This is a genomic window from Ornithinimicrobium cryptoxanthini, assembly GCF_023923205.1.
Classification (GTDB): Bacteria; Actinomycetota; Actinomycetes; order Actinomycetales; family Dermatophilaceae; genus Ornithinicoccus; species Ornithinicoccus cryptoxanthini.
The window spans coordinates 1,026,555-1,041,225 of the sequence record NZ_CP099490.1 but is presented as its reverse complement, the minus strand read 5'-3'; the positions used below and the strand labels follow the sequence as shown (position 1 = coordinate 1,041,225).

The window sequence follows — 14,671 nt, the reverse complement described above, 5'->3', positions numbered from 1 at the left end:
ATCGTAGTGCCCAATTTTTGCAGGGGTTTCGTGGGCCTCCCCCGCATTTTTGCAGGGGTTTCGTAGGTCAGCCCCGCAACTTCGTAGGGGTTTCGTCGGTCTGTGCCCTCGCGTCCCGCGCTCGGGTCGGATCAGCCGCGCGTGGGCACGCTGTCGTCGCCGGCCTGGAATGGCACCACGTCGGTCACCGTGTCCGCCTCGTCGCGCGACACCCGCTGCCACCCGGCCGGGTCCTGGGGAAGGAGCTGGGCGACCGCGATCGAGACGTCGAGGTCCGGCACGCGATACACCTGTGCCGAGATTGTCCCGCCCTGGGACTTCTCCAGGGCCGCGGTGGCCGTGCTGTCACGCACCACCCAGGCGTAGATCTGCGGGCCTGACGTCCCGTCGGACCAGCTGAACGTGGAGCCCTCCCGGAAGGCGACATCCACTCCGCAGTCATAGACGGTGCGGGCCTCGTTCGCCAGGCACAGGCCTTGTCCGTCGACCACCATCTCCCACCCCGTCCCGATCTCGAAGGTCCCGCTCACCTCGGTCACGCCGGCCGGCACGGGCTCGATGACGTCGTCGGACAGGGTGGCGACGGCGATCCCACCGGCCGCGGCAAGGGCCACGCTGGCAGCGGCGGCCCCGGCCCACATGCTGCGTCGACGACTGCGGTCGACGGCCTCGATGATCGACTCGACCTGCAGCGACGGTGTCTGGGGGTCAAACCCCAGCGCCTCGCGCAGGGCCTGCTCGGTGTGACTGCTCATGATGTTCTCCCACGGGTGGTCTCGATGAGGTCGGGCGAGGTGCGCAGTTTGGCCATCGCCCGGGAGGCGGTGCTCTTGACGGTGCCGACCCGGATGCCGAGCTGCTCGGCGGTCGCGGCCTCGGTGAGGTCCTGCTGGTAGCGCAGGACGATGACTGCCCGCTCACGCGGGGTGAGGCCGGCCAGCGCCGCCAGCAGCGCGTCCCGGGTGACCACCTCGGTCGCATGGTCCGGCCCGGGCTGCTGGTGGTGGTCCGACGGGTCGGCGACCGGCGTCTCACGCCAGCGGTTGCGCCCACCCGACAGGTACTGGTTGAGCACGGCCCGCCGCGAATAGGCGAACGGATGCTCGATCTCGCGCTTGCGCCATACTCGGTAGACCTTCTCCAGCGCTCCCTGCACGAGGTCCTGAGCCTGGTGCAGGTCTCCGCACAGCACCCGGGCGAAGTGCACGAGCTGGGCTGACTGGGCCGCGACGAACGCGGCGAAGTCGGCTTCACGCTTCTGGGAGCTGCTCACACCTACTAGACCTCTGCGGTGCCGGGAAGGTTCTGTCGCTCGAAATCTGGGCACGCGTTCGGACCGACGAAACCACTACGAAAATGTGGGAAACGCCGACGAAACCACTATCAAAATTGGTGGCGCAGCTTCTCACCCTTGGCGTGGGCCTGGTCGCGCAGCTCCGAGGCGTATGCCGACAGGGCCTCCCGCAGCCGCGTCGCCTCCGCCCCGTCCCCGGCACCGAGCATCCGCACGGCGAGCAGCCCGGCGTTCTTGGCCCCAGCGATCGACACCGTGGCAACCGGGATCCCCCCAGGCATCTGCACGATCGACAGCAGCGAGTCCATGCCGTCCAGGTGCTTCAGCGGCACGGGCACCCCGATCACCGGCAGCACCGTCACCGACGCCAGCATCCCCGGCAGGTGGGCCGCTCCCCCGGCGCCGGCGATGATCACCCGCAGCCCACGGTCGGCGGCCGACCGGCCATAGTCGATCATCTCCGTCGGCATCCGGTGCGCCGAGACGACGTCCGCCTTGAAGGCCACGCCGAACTCCTCGAGGACGGCAGCCGCCGCCTCCATGACCGGCCAGTCGCTGTCGCTGCCCATCACCAGCCCGACGACGGGGCCCGCGCTGCCAATCTCACTCATCGATGACTCCCTGCAGATAGTCGGCGGCGTGCCGGGCCCGTGCGCGCAGCTCCTCAAGATCACCATCGCCGGTGACCGTCACGTGCCCGAGCTTGCGACCGGGCCGCACTCCCTTGCCATAGAGGTGGACCTTGAGCCCGGGGTCGCGCGCCATCAGGTGCCGATAGGTGGGATACAAGTCAGGGTGCTCGCCCCCCAGCACGTTGGCCATCACCGCCCAGCGCTGCCGCGCCGACGGGTCGCCCAGGGGCAGGTCCAGGACGGCCCGCAGGTGCTGCTCGAACTGGCTGGTCACCGCTCCGTCGATGCTCCAGTGGCCCGAGTTGTGCGGCCGCATCGCGAGCTCGTTGACGAGGTATGCCGGAGCACCGGTCTGCGCGTCCCTCACCTCGAACAGCTCGACGGCCATCACGCCGGTGACCCCGAGCGCCCCGGCGATCCGCAGCGCCGCCTCGCCGATCCGCGAGGCCAGGTCCGGGTCGAGACCGGGGGCCGGGGCGATCACCTCGGTGCAGATGCTGTTGGTCTGGACGGTCTCGACGACGGGCCAGGTCGCGGCCTGACCGCTGGGGCTGCGGGCGACCATGGCGGCCAGCTCGCGGGTGAAGTCCACCGACTCCTCGAGCAGCACACCCTCGCGCATCGGACCCTCCTGGCCGACCACCTCCAGCCAGTCAGCCACCTCCGCCGCCGAGGAGATCCGACGCACCCCCTTGCCGTCATACCCACCCCTGGGGGTCTTGGCGATCACCGGCCAGCCGATCTCCTCGCCGAACGCCGTGACGTCCTGCGCCGAGGTCGCCGCCGTCCACCGCGGGCACGGGATGCCCAGCTCGGTCAGGCGCCGGCGCATGACGATCTTGTCCTGCGCGTGCAGCAACGCCTCGGGACCGGGATGGACCTGACGACCGTCGGCCAGGAGCGCCGAGATGACCTGCGGTGGCACGTGCTCATGGTCGAAGGTGACCACGTCGACGTCCTGGGCGAAGGCGCGCACCGTCTCGACATCGGTGTGGTCCCCGACCGGTGCGTGCGGCACCACGAGCGCCGCAGCGGCCGTCGGTGACTCGGCCAGCACGGACAGGGTGAGGGAGAGCGCGATCGCCGGCTGCTGGCTCATCCGGGCGAGCTGACCGCCGCCGATGATCCCGACGACCGGGAAGCCGCCCTCCGCGCGCAGTGGTCCAGGAGACTTCGTCACGTCGGCCACCCTAAGGCACCCCCAGACTCAGTCGGGGGCGCGCGCCAGGCGGACGCGGGGGTCTGCCAGGCTCAGCGCCAGCGCCGTGAGAGCCCCGTCGGGACAGAGCCGGGGCGCCTTGATGAGGATGATCTCGCGGTCCTCCTGCTGGGCCTTCCTGATGCCCCGGTGCTGGCCCAGGACCGTCGCGACCGGTGTCGCCTCGTCGTCATAGTGCAGCCGAGCAGCATCACCCAGCCACAGGGAGTAGTGGAAGCCCTCCTCCAGCAGCTCCTCGTCCGGCTCGCCCCCCGGCTCCGGGGGCTCGACACCCAGCTCCTCGTGGTCGATGAGGGAGCCGATGGCGGTGGGTGGCACATCTTCGCCGGCCTCGTGCAGCCAGGCTGCCGCGCGCGGCAGCACCGTGGCCAGCAGGGCGTCGTCAAGGTGCCTGGCGCAGCGGCAGTGCTGCGGGGACGGTGCCGTCCACTGACGCGAGAAGGGCCACATGCATCGGACCCTAGCGCCTGGCGGTGCCTGAGTTGCCGGGGAACTCCACACAGCGCCCGGACGTAGACTCCCGGCGTGACCCGGACGCGCCCGCGCAGCGACACAGGGCTCCTCGGGCGGATCCGGAGAGCCTATGACCTGCTGGCCCGCGAGGTCGCCAAGTTCGGCACCATCGGTCTGCTGGCGTTCATCCTGGACACCTCGCTCTACAACTACTTCGTCTTCGGCCTGCCCGGCGGAGGGTTCGACGGACCGCTGCACGACATCCCGCTGCGGGCCAAGATCCTGGCCACGGCGATCGCCACGGTCTTCTCCTGGCTGGGCAACCGCTACTGGACCTTCCGGCACCGCCGCCGCGCCGCAGTGACCCACGAGTTCGTGCTCTTCGTGTGGTTCAACATCCTGGGGCTCGGGATCGCGGTGGCCTGCCTGGGCTTCTCCCGCTATGTCCTGGGCCTGGACAGCCAGCTTGCCGACAACATCAGCGCTAACGGCGTCGGCCTGGTGCTCGGCACGCTGTTCCGGTTCTGGGCCTATCGCACCTATGTCTTCAAGGGCGACGCGCTGGCCTAGCCGTGGCCGGCCTAGCCGTGGCCGGCCTTGCCGTGATCGGCCCCCAACGGCTCCGGCGCACGCAGCCACGGGAAGACCCCGACCAGGCAGACCACGCCCGTGAGCGCGAACGCCGCGCCGAACCCGACCGTGTCCGCCACCACCCCGACCAGGATCGGCCCGACGATCGCTCCCCCGTCCTGCGACATCTGGAAGCTGGACAGCACGGTGCCGCCGCTGCGGTCGTGCCCGACGACGTCGGCGACGGCTGCCTGCTGGGCCGGGTTGACCAGTCCCGCCCCGACGCCCGCGGTCACCGACAGGGCAAACAGCACGCCCAGGCCGGTGCCGGTGGACAGGGCGGGACTCTGCGCTACCCCGATCAGCCCGAACGACGCCGCCATCACCAGCAGCCCCGCGATCACCAGGGGCCGGCGGCCCACCCGATCCACCCACCTGCCCGAGAACTGCAGGGTCCCAGCGGTCCCCACCGCACCGACGGCCAGCACCGCGCCGGCCACCCACGGCTCGTCCAGGACCGCGGCCGCCAGGAGGGGCAGCAGCGCCATCCGGACCCCGAAGTTGGTCCACCCGTTGGCCATCCCGGAGACCAGGACTGCGCGATAGACCGGCGACTGCAACGCCTCCCGCAGCGTCAGGGGCGGCCGCGTGGCGGCACCCGGCGCAGGGCGCAGGCGCGCCCCACCCAGCCCGATGCCGACGACGAGAGCGGCGAGGACCAGCGCCACGCCATACACGATGAACGGCGCCCGCAGACCGAAGCCCGCGAGGGCGCCACCCAGCAACGGACCGACCATGCCACCGATCAGGAAGGCCGAGCCGTATGCCGACGACACCCGTCCGCGTGCGGCTGGCGGTGCGAGGCGGACCAGCAGTGCCATCGCCGACACGGTGAACATCGTGGAGCCGATGCCGCCCAGGCCCCGGAAGAGGAGCAGCTGCCCATAGCTCTGCGCGAAGGCCGTGGCGAAGGAGGACGCGGCGACCACGAGCAGGCCCGCCAGATAGACGGGACGCTCACCGAGGCGGGAGACCAGCAGACCGCCCGCCGGGGCAAACACGAGACGGAAGAACGCGAACGCCGAGACGATGACCGACGCCGCCGCCACGCCGACGTCGAAGGAGCGCGCGTAGGCCGGAAGGACCGGTGAGACGATGCCGAACCCGATCGCGATGACGAAGGCGGCGCCGACCAGGATCCAGATCTCACGGGAGATCCTCGGTCGCTCAGGTGCCGCGGGCAGGGTGTCGCTCAGGGGGCACCTACCAGCTCGGCGAAGCGGGTCAGGTCGATGTTGCCGCCGGAGAGAACCACACCCACCCGCCGACCGGCCGTGTCCGGGACCGCGCCGGAGAGGACGGCCGCGAGGGCCAGCACACCGGTCGGCTCCACGACCTGCTTGAGGACGCCGGCCATCACCCGCATCGTCTCGACCAGCTGGTCGTCGGTCGCCGTCACGATGTCGGTGACCCCCTCGGCGATGATCGGGAAGGTGAGCTGACCCAGGTGCGTGGTCTGCGCGCCGTCGGCCAGCGTGCGCGGGGTGTCGATGGTGACGATGCGCCCCTGCCGCAGGGACTGGCGACCGTCGTCGCCGGCAGCCGGCTCCACGGCATACACCCGTGCGTGCGGGGCGAGCGCCCGGGCGGACAGGATGCTGCCGGACAGCAGTCCGCCCCCGCCCAGCGGCGTGACGACCACGTCGAGCGGGCCTGCGTCCTCAAGCAGCTCCTTGACGACAGTGCCCTGCCCGGCGATCACCTGCGGGTGGTCATAGGGCGGGACGACGGTCATCCCCTGATCGGCGGCCAGCTCGGCGGCGATCTGTTCGCGGTCCTGGGTGTAGCGGTCATAGCGGACCACCTCCGCACCGTAGCCCTGCGTCGCCGCCACCTTCAGCGCCGGGGCGTCGTGCGGCATGACGATCACTGCGCGGATCCCGATCTCGGCGGCCGCGAGCGCGATCGCCTGGGCGTGGTTGCCGGAGGAGAAGGCGATCACGCCGCCGCGGCGCTGGCGCTCGTCGAAGGCCGACAGCGCGGTGAGCGCGCCACGGAACTTGAAGGCACCGACGCGCTGCAGGTGCTCGGCCTTGAGGTGGACCTCGCAACCGGCCAGCTCGTCGAGGCGCCGCGAGCGGAGCACGGGGGTGCGGTGGGCTCGCCCCTGAAGGACAGCAGCCGCCGCCTCGACGTCGGCATAGCTGGGAGGAACCGGGGTGGGCACGACGCAAGGCTAGGCCAGGGTTGGCCAGGGTCGGGCGGTGAGGTGCTGGACGGCCCGGCGAAACCGCTACGAAAAGGCGGGGTTCACCAGCGAAACCGCTATGAAAATGGGTTAGCGCGCGGGAGCCATCGACACAAAGAGCGCGAAGACCGCCGGCTCGGCCCGCACCAGCTCCAGGCGCCCGCCGAACGACTCCGCCGTCTCGCGGGCGACGGCCAGGCCCAGGCCGGTGCCGCTGCCGGTCGTCGTCCCCCGCTCAAAGATGACCCGCGCCAGCGCTGGAGGGATGCCCGGACCCTGGTCGGCGACCTCAATGACCGCCGAGGGTCCGCTGCGTCGGGCCCGGATCGCGACATCGCCCACGCCGTGGACCAATGAGTTCTCCACCAGCGTGTTGAGGATCTGCGAGATGGCCGACGCGCTGGAACGCACGATCATGCCGCGCTCGATGGACGTCGAGATCGAGCGGCCGGCCCCGGCGAAGGAGGCCTCCCACTCCTTGGACAGCTGGGTCAGCACCGTGTCGAGCGACACGGAGCGTCCGCCGTCGGTGTGGCCGGCGCGGGTGCGGTGCAGCAGGTCGTCGACCACCCCCGCCAACCGCTCGGTCTGGCTGATCGCGAGCTCGGCCTCCAGCCGCGAGGCCTCCGACTCGGTGGAGCTACTGATCTCCTCCAGCCGCAGCAGCAGCGCCGCGAGCGGGGTGCGCAGCTGGTGTGACGCGTCAGCGGCGAAGGAGCGCTCGGCGGTCAGGGCCCGCATCAGCGCGCGGTGGTTGCGGTCCAGGACCCGCGAGAGGCTGTCGACCTCCTCCAGCCCGGAGGTCAGCGGCACCAGCTCCTGGCTCAGCGGCTCGAGCGCGAAGCCGCCCGAGCCATACTCCTCCGCCCGCTGGGACAGCTGGCGCATCGCCTGCGCCGTCCGCTGCGCGCGCAGCTCGGCCAGCCGGAGCACGGCATACCAGGACACCGAGATCACGACGATGAATATGACGGCGCCGGCAAACACCCCGACCCACATTGGCAGCATCTCGTCCCCGGCGTCCACGCGGCCGCGCTGCACAGTGCCCACGATGGCGGCGACCGTCCACGACAGGGTCAGCGCCAGGACCGCGGACCCGACGCCGGCGACCAGCGCGACCCAGCGGAACTCAGCGCCCACGGGTGGATCTAGCTCTCGGGCTCGTTCTCAAAGCGGAAGCCGACGCCGCGCACCGTGACGATGTGCTTGGGGTCTGCGGCGTCGTCACCGATCTTGCGGCGCAGCACCGACACGTGCATGTCGAGGGTCTTGGTGGAGCCGTACCAGGCCGAGTCCCAGACCTCGCGCATCAGATCCTCGCGGGAGACCACGCGACCTCCCTCGCGCATCAGCACGCGCAGCAGGTCGAACTCCTTGGCGGTCAGCTGCAGCTCTTGGCTGCGGAAGAACGCCCGACGGGCCTTGGTGTCGATGGTGATCGGGCGCTCCGGCTCGTCCTCGGGCTCCTCAGTGCCACGACGCAGCAGGGCCCGCACGCGGGCGAGCAGCTCGGCCAGGCGGAACGGCTTGGTGACGTAGTCGTCGGCGCCGGCATCAAGACCCACCACCGTGTCGACCTCGTCGCCGCGGGCGGTGAGGATCAGGACCGGGCTGGTCAGCCCGTCACGACGCAGCTGACGGCACACGTCCAGGCCGTCGACATAGGGCAGCCCCAGGTCAAGGATCACCAGGTCAGGGGTCTGCTTGCTGGCCACCTGGAGTGCCTTGCGGCCATCACCGCAGACGTCGACCTCATAGCCCTCGCGGCGCAGGGCACGCGCCAGCGGCTCGGAGATGGTCTCGTCGTCCTCGGCAAGCAACACACGGGTCATGGCGTCGATGATACGGAGTCCTGGGCCAGAACGGAGATCCCCGGCTCACCCAGTGAGTCCCGTGCCGAACCGTGCCCGGTCAGAACCCCGGCCAGTCCGGCCTGCGCTTCTCCACAAACGCCGCCACGCCCTCGGCCCGGTCGGCGGAAAAGGCCGTCGCGCGCCACCCGGCGTCCTCCGCGACGAGCCCGGTCTGCAGGTCGACGTCGGCGCCCAGTCGCATCGCGCGCTTGGCGTTGCGCACCCCGACGGGGCTGTGCCCCGCGACGACGCCAGCCAGCTCCAGGGCCCGCTCACGCGCACCCCCGGAGGCCACGAGCTCGTCAACGATCCCCAGCTCGAACGCCTCGGCCGCCGGCATCTTGGCCGCGGTGAAGATCGCCTTGGCTGCCTTCGACCACCCGATCCGACGGGTGAGCAGCTGGGTGCCACCGCCACCGGGGATCACCCCGACCGACACCTCCGGCAGTCCGACCAGGGCACCCTCGCCGGCGATGATCACGTCACAGCTCAGCGCGATCTCCAGTCCGCCGCCGAGCGCGAACCCGTCCACGGCGGCAAAGACGGGCATCGGCAGGTTGAGCACCCCGCCATAGGCCCGCTGCGCGATCGGCCGCTGGCGCATCAGGTCGGCGTCGGTGAAGCTGTTGCGCTCCTTGAGGTCGGCCCCGACGCAGAACGCCTTGGGGTGGGTCGAGGACAGCACCACCGCGCGCACCTGCGGGTCGGCCGCCAGGGCGTCGGTGACGTCGGCGATCTCCTGCGCGAAGGCCGTCGAGATCGCGTTCATCGCCTCGGGCCGGTCCAGGGCGAGCTCGACCACGTGGTCGCCGTCGCCGTGCCGGGTGACCCTGAGCAGGGTCGGCGCGCTGTCAGCAGGAGTCTGCGAGGTCATGGCGGCAAGGTTAGACCGCGGGTCTGACATGCACGACATCGCCGGCGAGGTGGACAGTGCGTCGTCCGTCGCCCTCCACCACCAGCGCCCCGGTCTCGTCCACGTCGACGGCTGCACCGGTGCGCAACCCTCCCTCCGGCAGGTGGACCTGGACCGGGGCCCCGATCGTCGAGCAGTGGTCACGGTATGCCGTGCGCACCGTCCCCGGATCCCGCACCAGGGTGCCCATCAGGTCTGCCAGCCGGTCGAGGTAGTCGGTGACGAACTGCTCGCGCGCACCGTCCGGCAGCGGTGCGGCCACCTTGCCGTCGGGACCACCTCGCGCCAGGCGCCACGACGTCGCGGTCGGCACCGGCAGCTCCTCGCGCGTCTGGTCGATATTGAGCCCTGCGCCGACGACCACGACAGGCGCACCACCGCCGTCGACGGCAGCGTGCGCGAGCACCCCACAGATCTTCAGCCACTCCTGCCCGTCCCGGGCCAGGACGTCGTTCGGCCACTTCAGGACGGTCGGCACGGCATACCTGCTCCGGGAGAGCGCCTGGCTGACCGCCAGCCCGGTGACCAGCGGGACCCACCCGAGCAGGGCCGGTCCCGGGGCGGGCAGCACGACGGAGACCGCGACCGAGGAGTCCGGTGGCGCTGTCCACGAGCGGCCCCTGCGGCCGAGTCCGGCGCTCTGGTGGTCGGCGACGACCACCCGACCAGGACGCGGCTCACGCAGGGCCTCGAGGTTGGTCGAGTCGATGCTCGCGTGCCATTCCGGGGCATCCCACGACAAAGGGTCCACGGGGCAAGGCTAAGTTGTCCTCCATGACTGCGGACCCCCACCACGACGCCGCGCCCGAGGCTGGACCCGACATCCACACCACGGCCAGCAAGCTGGCCGACTACCACGCCCGCATGGACGAGGCCGTGCACGCGGGTTCGGCGCGCGCCGTCGAGAAGCAGCACGCCAAGGGCAAGAAGACGGCACGCGAGCGCATCGACGAGCTGCTGGACGAGGGTTCGTTCAGCGAGCTCGACGCGCTGGCCCGGCACCGCTCGACCGCCTTCGGCCAGGAGAAGTCGCGGCCGTATGGCGACGGCGTGGTGACCGGCTACGGCACCGTCGACGGGCGTCCGGTCGCGGTGTTCTCCCAGGACTTCACCGTCTTCGGCGGGTCGCTGGGCGAGGTGTTCGGCGAGAAGATCGTCAAGGTGATGGACCTGGCCATGAAGGTCGGCTGCCCGGTCGTCGGCATCAACGACTCCGGCGGCGCACGCATCCAGGAGGGCGTCGTGGCGCTGGGTCTGTATGCCGAGATCTTCAAGCGCAACGTGCACGCCTCCGGCGTCATCCCGCAGATCTCCCTGGTGCTCGGCCCGAGTGCCGGCGGTGCGGTCTACTCCCCCGCGATCACCGACTTCATCGTGATGGTCGACCAGACCTCGCACATGTTCATCACCGGTCCCGACGTCATCAAGACCGTCACCGGTGAGGACGTGACCTTTGAGGACCTCGGCGGCGCGCGGACCCACAACACCGTCTCGGGCGTGGCGCACTACATGGGCAGCGACGAGGATGACGCGATCGCCTATGTCAGGGAGCTGCTGTCCCACCTCCCGCAGAACAACCTGGAGGAGGCACCGGTCTTCGATGCGGATCCCGACATGGAGGTCACCGACGAGGACCGTGAGCTGGACACGCTTGTGCCCGACTCGGCGAACATGCCCTATGACATCAAGACCGCGATCGAGCATGTGCTGGACGACGGTGAGTTCCTCGAGGTCCAGGAGCTGTTTGCGCCCAACATCGTCTGCGGGTTCGGCCGGGTCGAGGGCCGCTCAGTCGGTGTCGTGGCCAACCAGCCGATGCAGTTCGCCGGGACCCTGGACATCAACGCCTCCGAGAAGGCCGCCCGGTTCGTGCGCACCTGCGACGCGTTCAACGTCCCGATCCTGACCTTCGTCGACGTGCCCGGGTTCCTGCCCGGCACGGACCAGGAGTTCGGCGGCATCATCCGCCGCGGCGCCAAGCTGCTCTATGCGTATGCCGAGGCCACCGTCCCGCTCGTCACCGTGATCACGCGCAAGGCCTATGGCGGCGCCTATGACGTGATGGGCTCCAAGCACCTCGGGGCGGACATCAACCTGGCCTGGCCGACAGCACAGATCGCGGTCATGGGGGCCCAGGGTGCGGCCAACATCCTCTATCGCAAGCAGCTGGCCGCCGCGGCCGAGGAGGGCCGGGACGTCGACGCCGAGCGCGCCGCCCGGATCCAGGAGTATGAGGACACCCTGGCCAACCCCTACATCGCCGCCGAGCGTGGCTATGTCGACGCGGTCATCGCCCCCTCGCAGACCCGCATCGAGATCATCCGGGCGCTGCGCACCCTGGCCACCAAGCGGGACACCCGGCCTCCGCGCAAGCACGGGAACATCCCACTGTGAGCGCCGACGCTGCACCTCCCGCCGCCACCGAGGCCGCCCCTCCCGACGCACCTCCCGCCGCGACCGACGCCACCACCCAGGAGACCTCGCCGGTGCTGCGGGTCGTCTCGGGCAACCCGACGCCCGAGGAGGTCGCGGCACTGATGGCCGTCCTCGCGGCAGCCGGGTCGGGCGCGGACACGGGCGGCACCGCAGCCCGCCGGCGTCCGAGCCTGTGGAGCGCCTCGGCCCGCACCGCACCGCCTCGACCCACGCCCGGCCACGGCGCCTGGCGCGCCTCCGGCCTCCCCCACTGACAGTTCTCCCACTGACAGTTCTCCCACCGGGCCGCACTCCGCGTCAGTGCCACCTCCATCGCCCGCTCGCTCCGGCATCGCGTGGGGTTTAGTCCTCCTGGGGGACTAAACCCCACGCAATGGCCGGGCACACAGTCCGCCTGTGGACAAATCGAAGGGCGCTGCGGCGAGTTCGGGCACGCTGACCCGATGGAGCCAGAGGTCATGTCGGCGGTCATGCGGCTTGCCAACTCACAGCATGGTGTCATCAGCAGAGCACAAGCCCTTGGCCGCGGCATGACGCCCAAGCAGGTCTTCCACGCGGTGCACAGCGGCCGCTGGCGGCGGATACAGCGAGGCGTCTACCTCACGAACTCAGGCAAGCCCGACTGGCATGCACGCGCTTGGGCCGCACTCCTGTGTGCCGGCACGGGAGCAGCGCTGTCGCACAGTTCGGCGGCCTACATGTGGGGCCTGGAAAGTAAAGCTCCCAGCATGCTGCGGATCGCCGTTCCAGAAGGACGCACCGTCGTCCGCCCGCGAGGCGCCCGGATAGTGCGGCGGCGTTCGCTGGAAGTCGTCGAGCGCATGGGCATGTGCGTCACCAGTGTGCGGCAGACAGTCCTCGACCTGACAGCTCAGCCAGGGTTCACGCTGGACGAGACCTCGGCGCTCCTGGGACGTGCGGCGCAGCGGCAGTTGCTCAAGCCGGACTCGCTACTGAAAGCGCTCGAGGACTACTGGCACCATCCGATGGCAGACCGGCTGCGGCGTGCCTGCGCCGATGCGGTGGAGGGTGTGGAGAGCTCGCTCGAGTCCCGGATCCTCCGCACAGTCATCCGCTCCCATGGCCTGTCCGGTTTCGCATTGCAGGTGCCTCTGGATGTCACCAGAACGAGCGTCGCGGAAGCCGAAGCCTTGAGAGCAGGCACCATGGGAACCCACAGCCCCGCCCGGCCAGCGGGAACCATGGGAACCCCCATTCCAGGAGCGGGCACTTCGAGAGCAGACAGCACGAACGGCCCAACAGAGCGCAATGATCTGCGCAATGTGCTCCTTGGCATCAGGGTCGAGGGTGACGGGGTCGAATGGCACCGGGACTCCTTCCACGAGGACCGGCGACGGGATCGGAAGGCCGCCGCCGCAGGTGACCTCACCGTCAGGGTGACCTGGGATGCAGCCGAACAACCATGCGAGGTGGCACTGGACCTTGCGCTCACGATGACCCATCGAGGTTGGACCGGCGCGCCCAGCGCATGCGGCCCATCCTGTGACCTTCCGCAACGGTGGGCCGCCCTGACCAGACATATCGCGAGCTGACGAGCTGCCCGGAGCGGCCCCATCAGTCGCCCATCGCGTGGGATTCAGTCCCTCTGGGGGGACAAAGCCCACGCAATGACAGGCTTGACCACAGGAACGGAGACGTAGCCAGGGTCCGAGCCGCCCATCGCGTGGGATTCAGTCCCTCCGGGGGAACAAAGCCCACGCAATGACAGGCTCGACCACAGGAGCGGAGACGCAGCTAGAGGTAGCACTCCCCCTCAGGCCGGTGTGCGCGCTCAGGCCGGTGTGCGCGCCCCGGCCGGTGTGCGCGCCCCGGCCGGCGTGCGCGCTCAGGCCGGTGTGCTGCCCCTCAGGCCGGCGTGCGCCGCTCAGGCCGGTGTGCGCCCCGTGCGCCGCTCGAACGACTCGGCGAGCTGAGCCAGCTCCGGGCCGACGAGCGCCCCGGACCGGATGACCTGCTCGACCAGCTCGAGGTCTCCAGTCAGCGCCCGGAACAGCTGCGGCACCGTGATGCCGTGACCCGGGACGTCCACCACTGTCAGGGCATCGCCGGTGTGGATCTCCCCCGACACCTCGACGGAGCAGTAGGCGCCGGTCAGGCCCCGGGCAGTGAACCGCCTGATCCACTGCCGCTCGCCCAGGTGACCGGCGAAGGTGCGGCACGGGATCCGCGGTCCGGCAACGGTCAACACCGCTCTGGGCGAGGCTGGGTCACCCACTGCCACACGGGATCCCACGACCAGGTCGTCCACGTCGAGGTCGACCGTGGTGACGTTCTCGCCAAAGATGCCCGAGCGCAGCGGACGGCCGGACTCGACCTCCCACCAGTCGAGCTCCTCCCGGGCAAAAAGATAGACCGCCTTGTTGTCCCCACCGTGGAACCTCTGGTCACCGATGTGGTCGCCCACCACGCCGCTGCCCTGTCCGCTCTCCTTCGGCCCGGGCGGTCGGACGGTCAGCGAGTTCACGGCATACTTGTCGATCCCCGTCCGCCCACCCGGCGCACTGGTGTGGTCGGTCGCCACCGCCTTGCCGAGGTTCACGGACAGGGCTCGGCCCGCTCGGGGCGACTCCGGCCCGTGTGTCAGCGTCATGTCGGGAGGATGCCGTAGGCGTGCGTCGCGGTCACCGTGAGCACCAGGCGCTGCTCGGCGACCATCGCGGTGCGGAACTCGGCCCAGTCGGGGTGCTCCCCGGACAGGGCGCGATAGAGGTCCACGAGGGCGTCGGCCGCGCCATCGTGCGGGTCGGTGGTGACTTCGCCGAGGCTGGCGTCCCCGTCGACGACAAGATATTCCCAGCGCCCGCCGACGACCAGCAGCGTGGCGCGCGGGTCACGGCGCAGGTTCTTGGTCTTGGCCCGGGTGGCCGTGACCGAGACGCGGAAGGTCCCGCTCGCCGCGTCGAAGTGATAGCCCACCTGCGACAGCTGCGGCCGGCCGTCGCGCTTGAGGGTGGCCAGGCTCGCCAGGGTGTGGGCAGCCAGATAGTCACGCTGTGCGTCGCTCAGAGCCATGGCCCCAAGGTAGCCGTCCA

Annotated in this window: 17 protein-coding genes; 4 read left to right on the top strand and 13 right to left on the bottom strand. The window is 70.4% G+C overall.

The window, feature by feature from the left end:
- Positions 1-131: 131 nt before the first annotated feature.
- The 5 genes from NF557_RS04945 to NF557_RS04925 form a co-directional block, all read right to left on the bottom strand.
- A complete protein-coding gene (locus NF557_RS04945; RefSeq protein ID WP_252622218.1) occupies positions 132-755 on the bottom strand; it encodes a hypothetical protein in 624 nt (207 codons plus the stop codon).
- Entirely contained in the window at positions 752-1,273 is a 522-nt protein-coding gene (locus NF557_RS04940; protein WP_252622216.1) for a SigE family RNA polymerase sigma factor, read from the bottom strand. Before NF557_RS04940 ends, NF557_RS04945 begins: the two co-directional genes overlap by 4 nt.
- Positions 1,274-1,383: 110 nt before the next feature.
- Positions 1,384-1,905: a 5-(carboxyamino)imidazole ribonucleotide mutase gene (purE, locus tag NF557_RS04935; RefSeq protein ID WP_252622214.1), complete on the bottom strand. Its 522-nt coding sequence runs from the start codon at positions 1,903-1,905 to the stop codon at positions 1,384-1,386.
- Entirely contained in the window at positions 1,898-3,106 is a 1,209-nt protein-coding gene (locus NF557_RS04930; RefSeq protein ID WP_252622212.1) for a 5-(carboxyamino)imidazole ribonucleotide synthase, read from the bottom strand. The genes purE and NF557_RS04930 overlap by 8 nt, the downstream gene beginning before the upstream one ends.
- A gap of 27 nt (positions 3,107-3,133) precedes the next feature.
- Complete coding sequence (locus tag NF557_RS04925) at positions 3,134-3,595, bottom strand: hypothetical protein (RefSeq protein WP_252622209.1); 462 nt, start codon at positions 3,593-3,595, stop codon at positions 3,134-3,136.
- Between the two features lie 75 nt (positions 3,596-3,670).
- Between NF557_RS04925 and NF557_RS04920 the strand changes: the two genes are divergently transcribed.
- The gene (locus NF557_RS04920) at positions 3,671-4,168 is read left to right on the top strand and encodes a GtrA family protein (protein ID WP_252622207.1); all 498 of its coding nucleotides are present in this window, start codon (positions 3,671-3,673) and stop codon (positions 4,166-4,168) included.
- Between the two features lie 11 nt (positions 4,169-4,179).
- Here NF557_RS04920 and NF557_RS04915 read toward each other — a convergent pair whose 3' ends face one another.
- The 6 genes from NF557_RS04915 to NF557_RS04890 form a co-directional block, all read right to left on the bottom strand.
- On the bottom strand, positions 4,180-5,424 hold the full coding sequence (locus NF557_RS04915; RefSeq protein ID WP_252623929.1) for an MFS transporter: 1,245 nt from the start codon (positions 5,422-5,424) through the stop codon (positions 4,180-4,182).
- Positions 5,421-6,395, bottom strand: a complete 975-nt coding sequence (locus NF557_RS04910) for a threo-3-hydroxy-L-aspartate ammonia-lyase (RefSeq protein WP_252622205.1) — start codon at positions 6,393-6,395, stop codon at positions 5,421-5,423. The genes NF557_RS04915 and NF557_RS04910 overlap by 4 nt, the downstream gene beginning before the upstream one ends.
- Positions 6,396-6,506: 111 nt before the next feature.
- Positions 6,507-7,556, bottom strand: coding sequence for a sensor histidine kinase (locus tag NF557_RS04905; protein WP_252622203.1), 1,050 nt, complete (start codon positions 7,554-7,556; stop codon positions 6,507-6,509).
- An 8-nt stretch (positions 7,557-7,564) separates the two neighbouring features.
- Positions 7,565-8,248 (bottom strand): response regulator transcription factor, encoded by a 684-nt coding sequence (locus NF557_RS04900; RefSeq protein ID WP_252622201.1) that lies wholly within the window; start codon positions 8,246-8,248, stop codon positions 7,565-7,567.
- A gap of 79 nt (positions 8,249-8,327) precedes the next feature.
- The gene (locus NF557_RS04895; RefSeq protein ID WP_252622199.1) at positions 8,328-9,143 is read right to left on the bottom strand and encodes an enoyl-CoA hydratase/isomerase family protein; all 816 of its coding nucleotides are present in this window, start codon (positions 9,141-9,143) and stop codon (positions 8,328-8,330) included.
- A 10-nt stretch (positions 9,144-9,153) separates the two neighbouring features.
- Positions 9,154-9,933: a biotin--[acetyl-CoA-carboxylase] ligase gene (locus NF557_RS04890; protein WP_252622197.1), complete on the bottom strand. Its 780-nt coding sequence runs from the start codon at positions 9,931-9,933 to the stop codon at positions 9,154-9,156.
- Positions 9,934-9,956: 23 nt separating this feature from the next.
- On the opposite strand from NF557_RS04890, the gene NF557_RS04885 reads away from it, so the two are divergent.
- The 3 genes from NF557_RS04885 (at position 9,957) to NF557_RS04875 (ending at position 13,171) form a co-directional block, all read left to right on the top strand.
- Positions 9,957-11,576 carry an acyl-CoA carboxylase subunit beta gene (locus tag NF557_RS04885; RefSeq protein ID WP_252622195.1) on the top strand — a complete coding sequence of 540 codons (1,620 nt, stop codon included), beginning with the start codon at positions 9,957-9,959 and terminating at the stop codon, positions 11,574-11,576.
- Positions 11,573-11,872, top strand: a complete 300-nt coding sequence (locus NF557_RS04880) for an acyl-CoA carboxylase subunit epsilon (RefSeq protein ID WP_252622193.1) — start codon at positions 11,573-11,575, stop codon at positions 11,870-11,872. The genes NF557_RS04885 and NF557_RS04880 overlap by 4 nt, the downstream gene beginning before the upstream one ends.
- Before the next feature lie 189 nt (positions 11,873-12,061).
- Complete coding sequence (locus NF557_RS04875) at positions 12,062-13,171, top strand: type IV toxin-antitoxin system AbiEi family antitoxin domain-containing protein (protein WP_252622191.1); 1,110 nt, start codon at positions 12,062-12,064, stop codon at positions 13,169-13,171.
- A 332-nt stretch (positions 13,172-13,503) separates the two neighbouring features.
- On the opposite strand, the gene NF557_RS04870 is transcribed toward NF557_RS04875, so the two are convergent.
- Entirely contained in the window at positions 13,504-14,229 is a 726-nt protein-coding gene (locus NF557_RS04870) for an MOSC domain-containing protein (protein WP_252622190.1), read from the bottom strand.
- Positions 14,226-14,651: a PPOX class F420-dependent oxidoreductase gene (locus NF557_RS04865; protein WP_252622188.1), complete on the bottom strand. Its 426-nt coding sequence runs from the start codon at positions 14,649-14,651 to the stop codon at positions 14,226-14,228. The genes NF557_RS04870 and NF557_RS04865 overlap by 4 nt, the downstream gene beginning before the upstream one ends.
- Between the last annotated feature and the right edge of the window lie 20 nt (positions 14,652-14,671).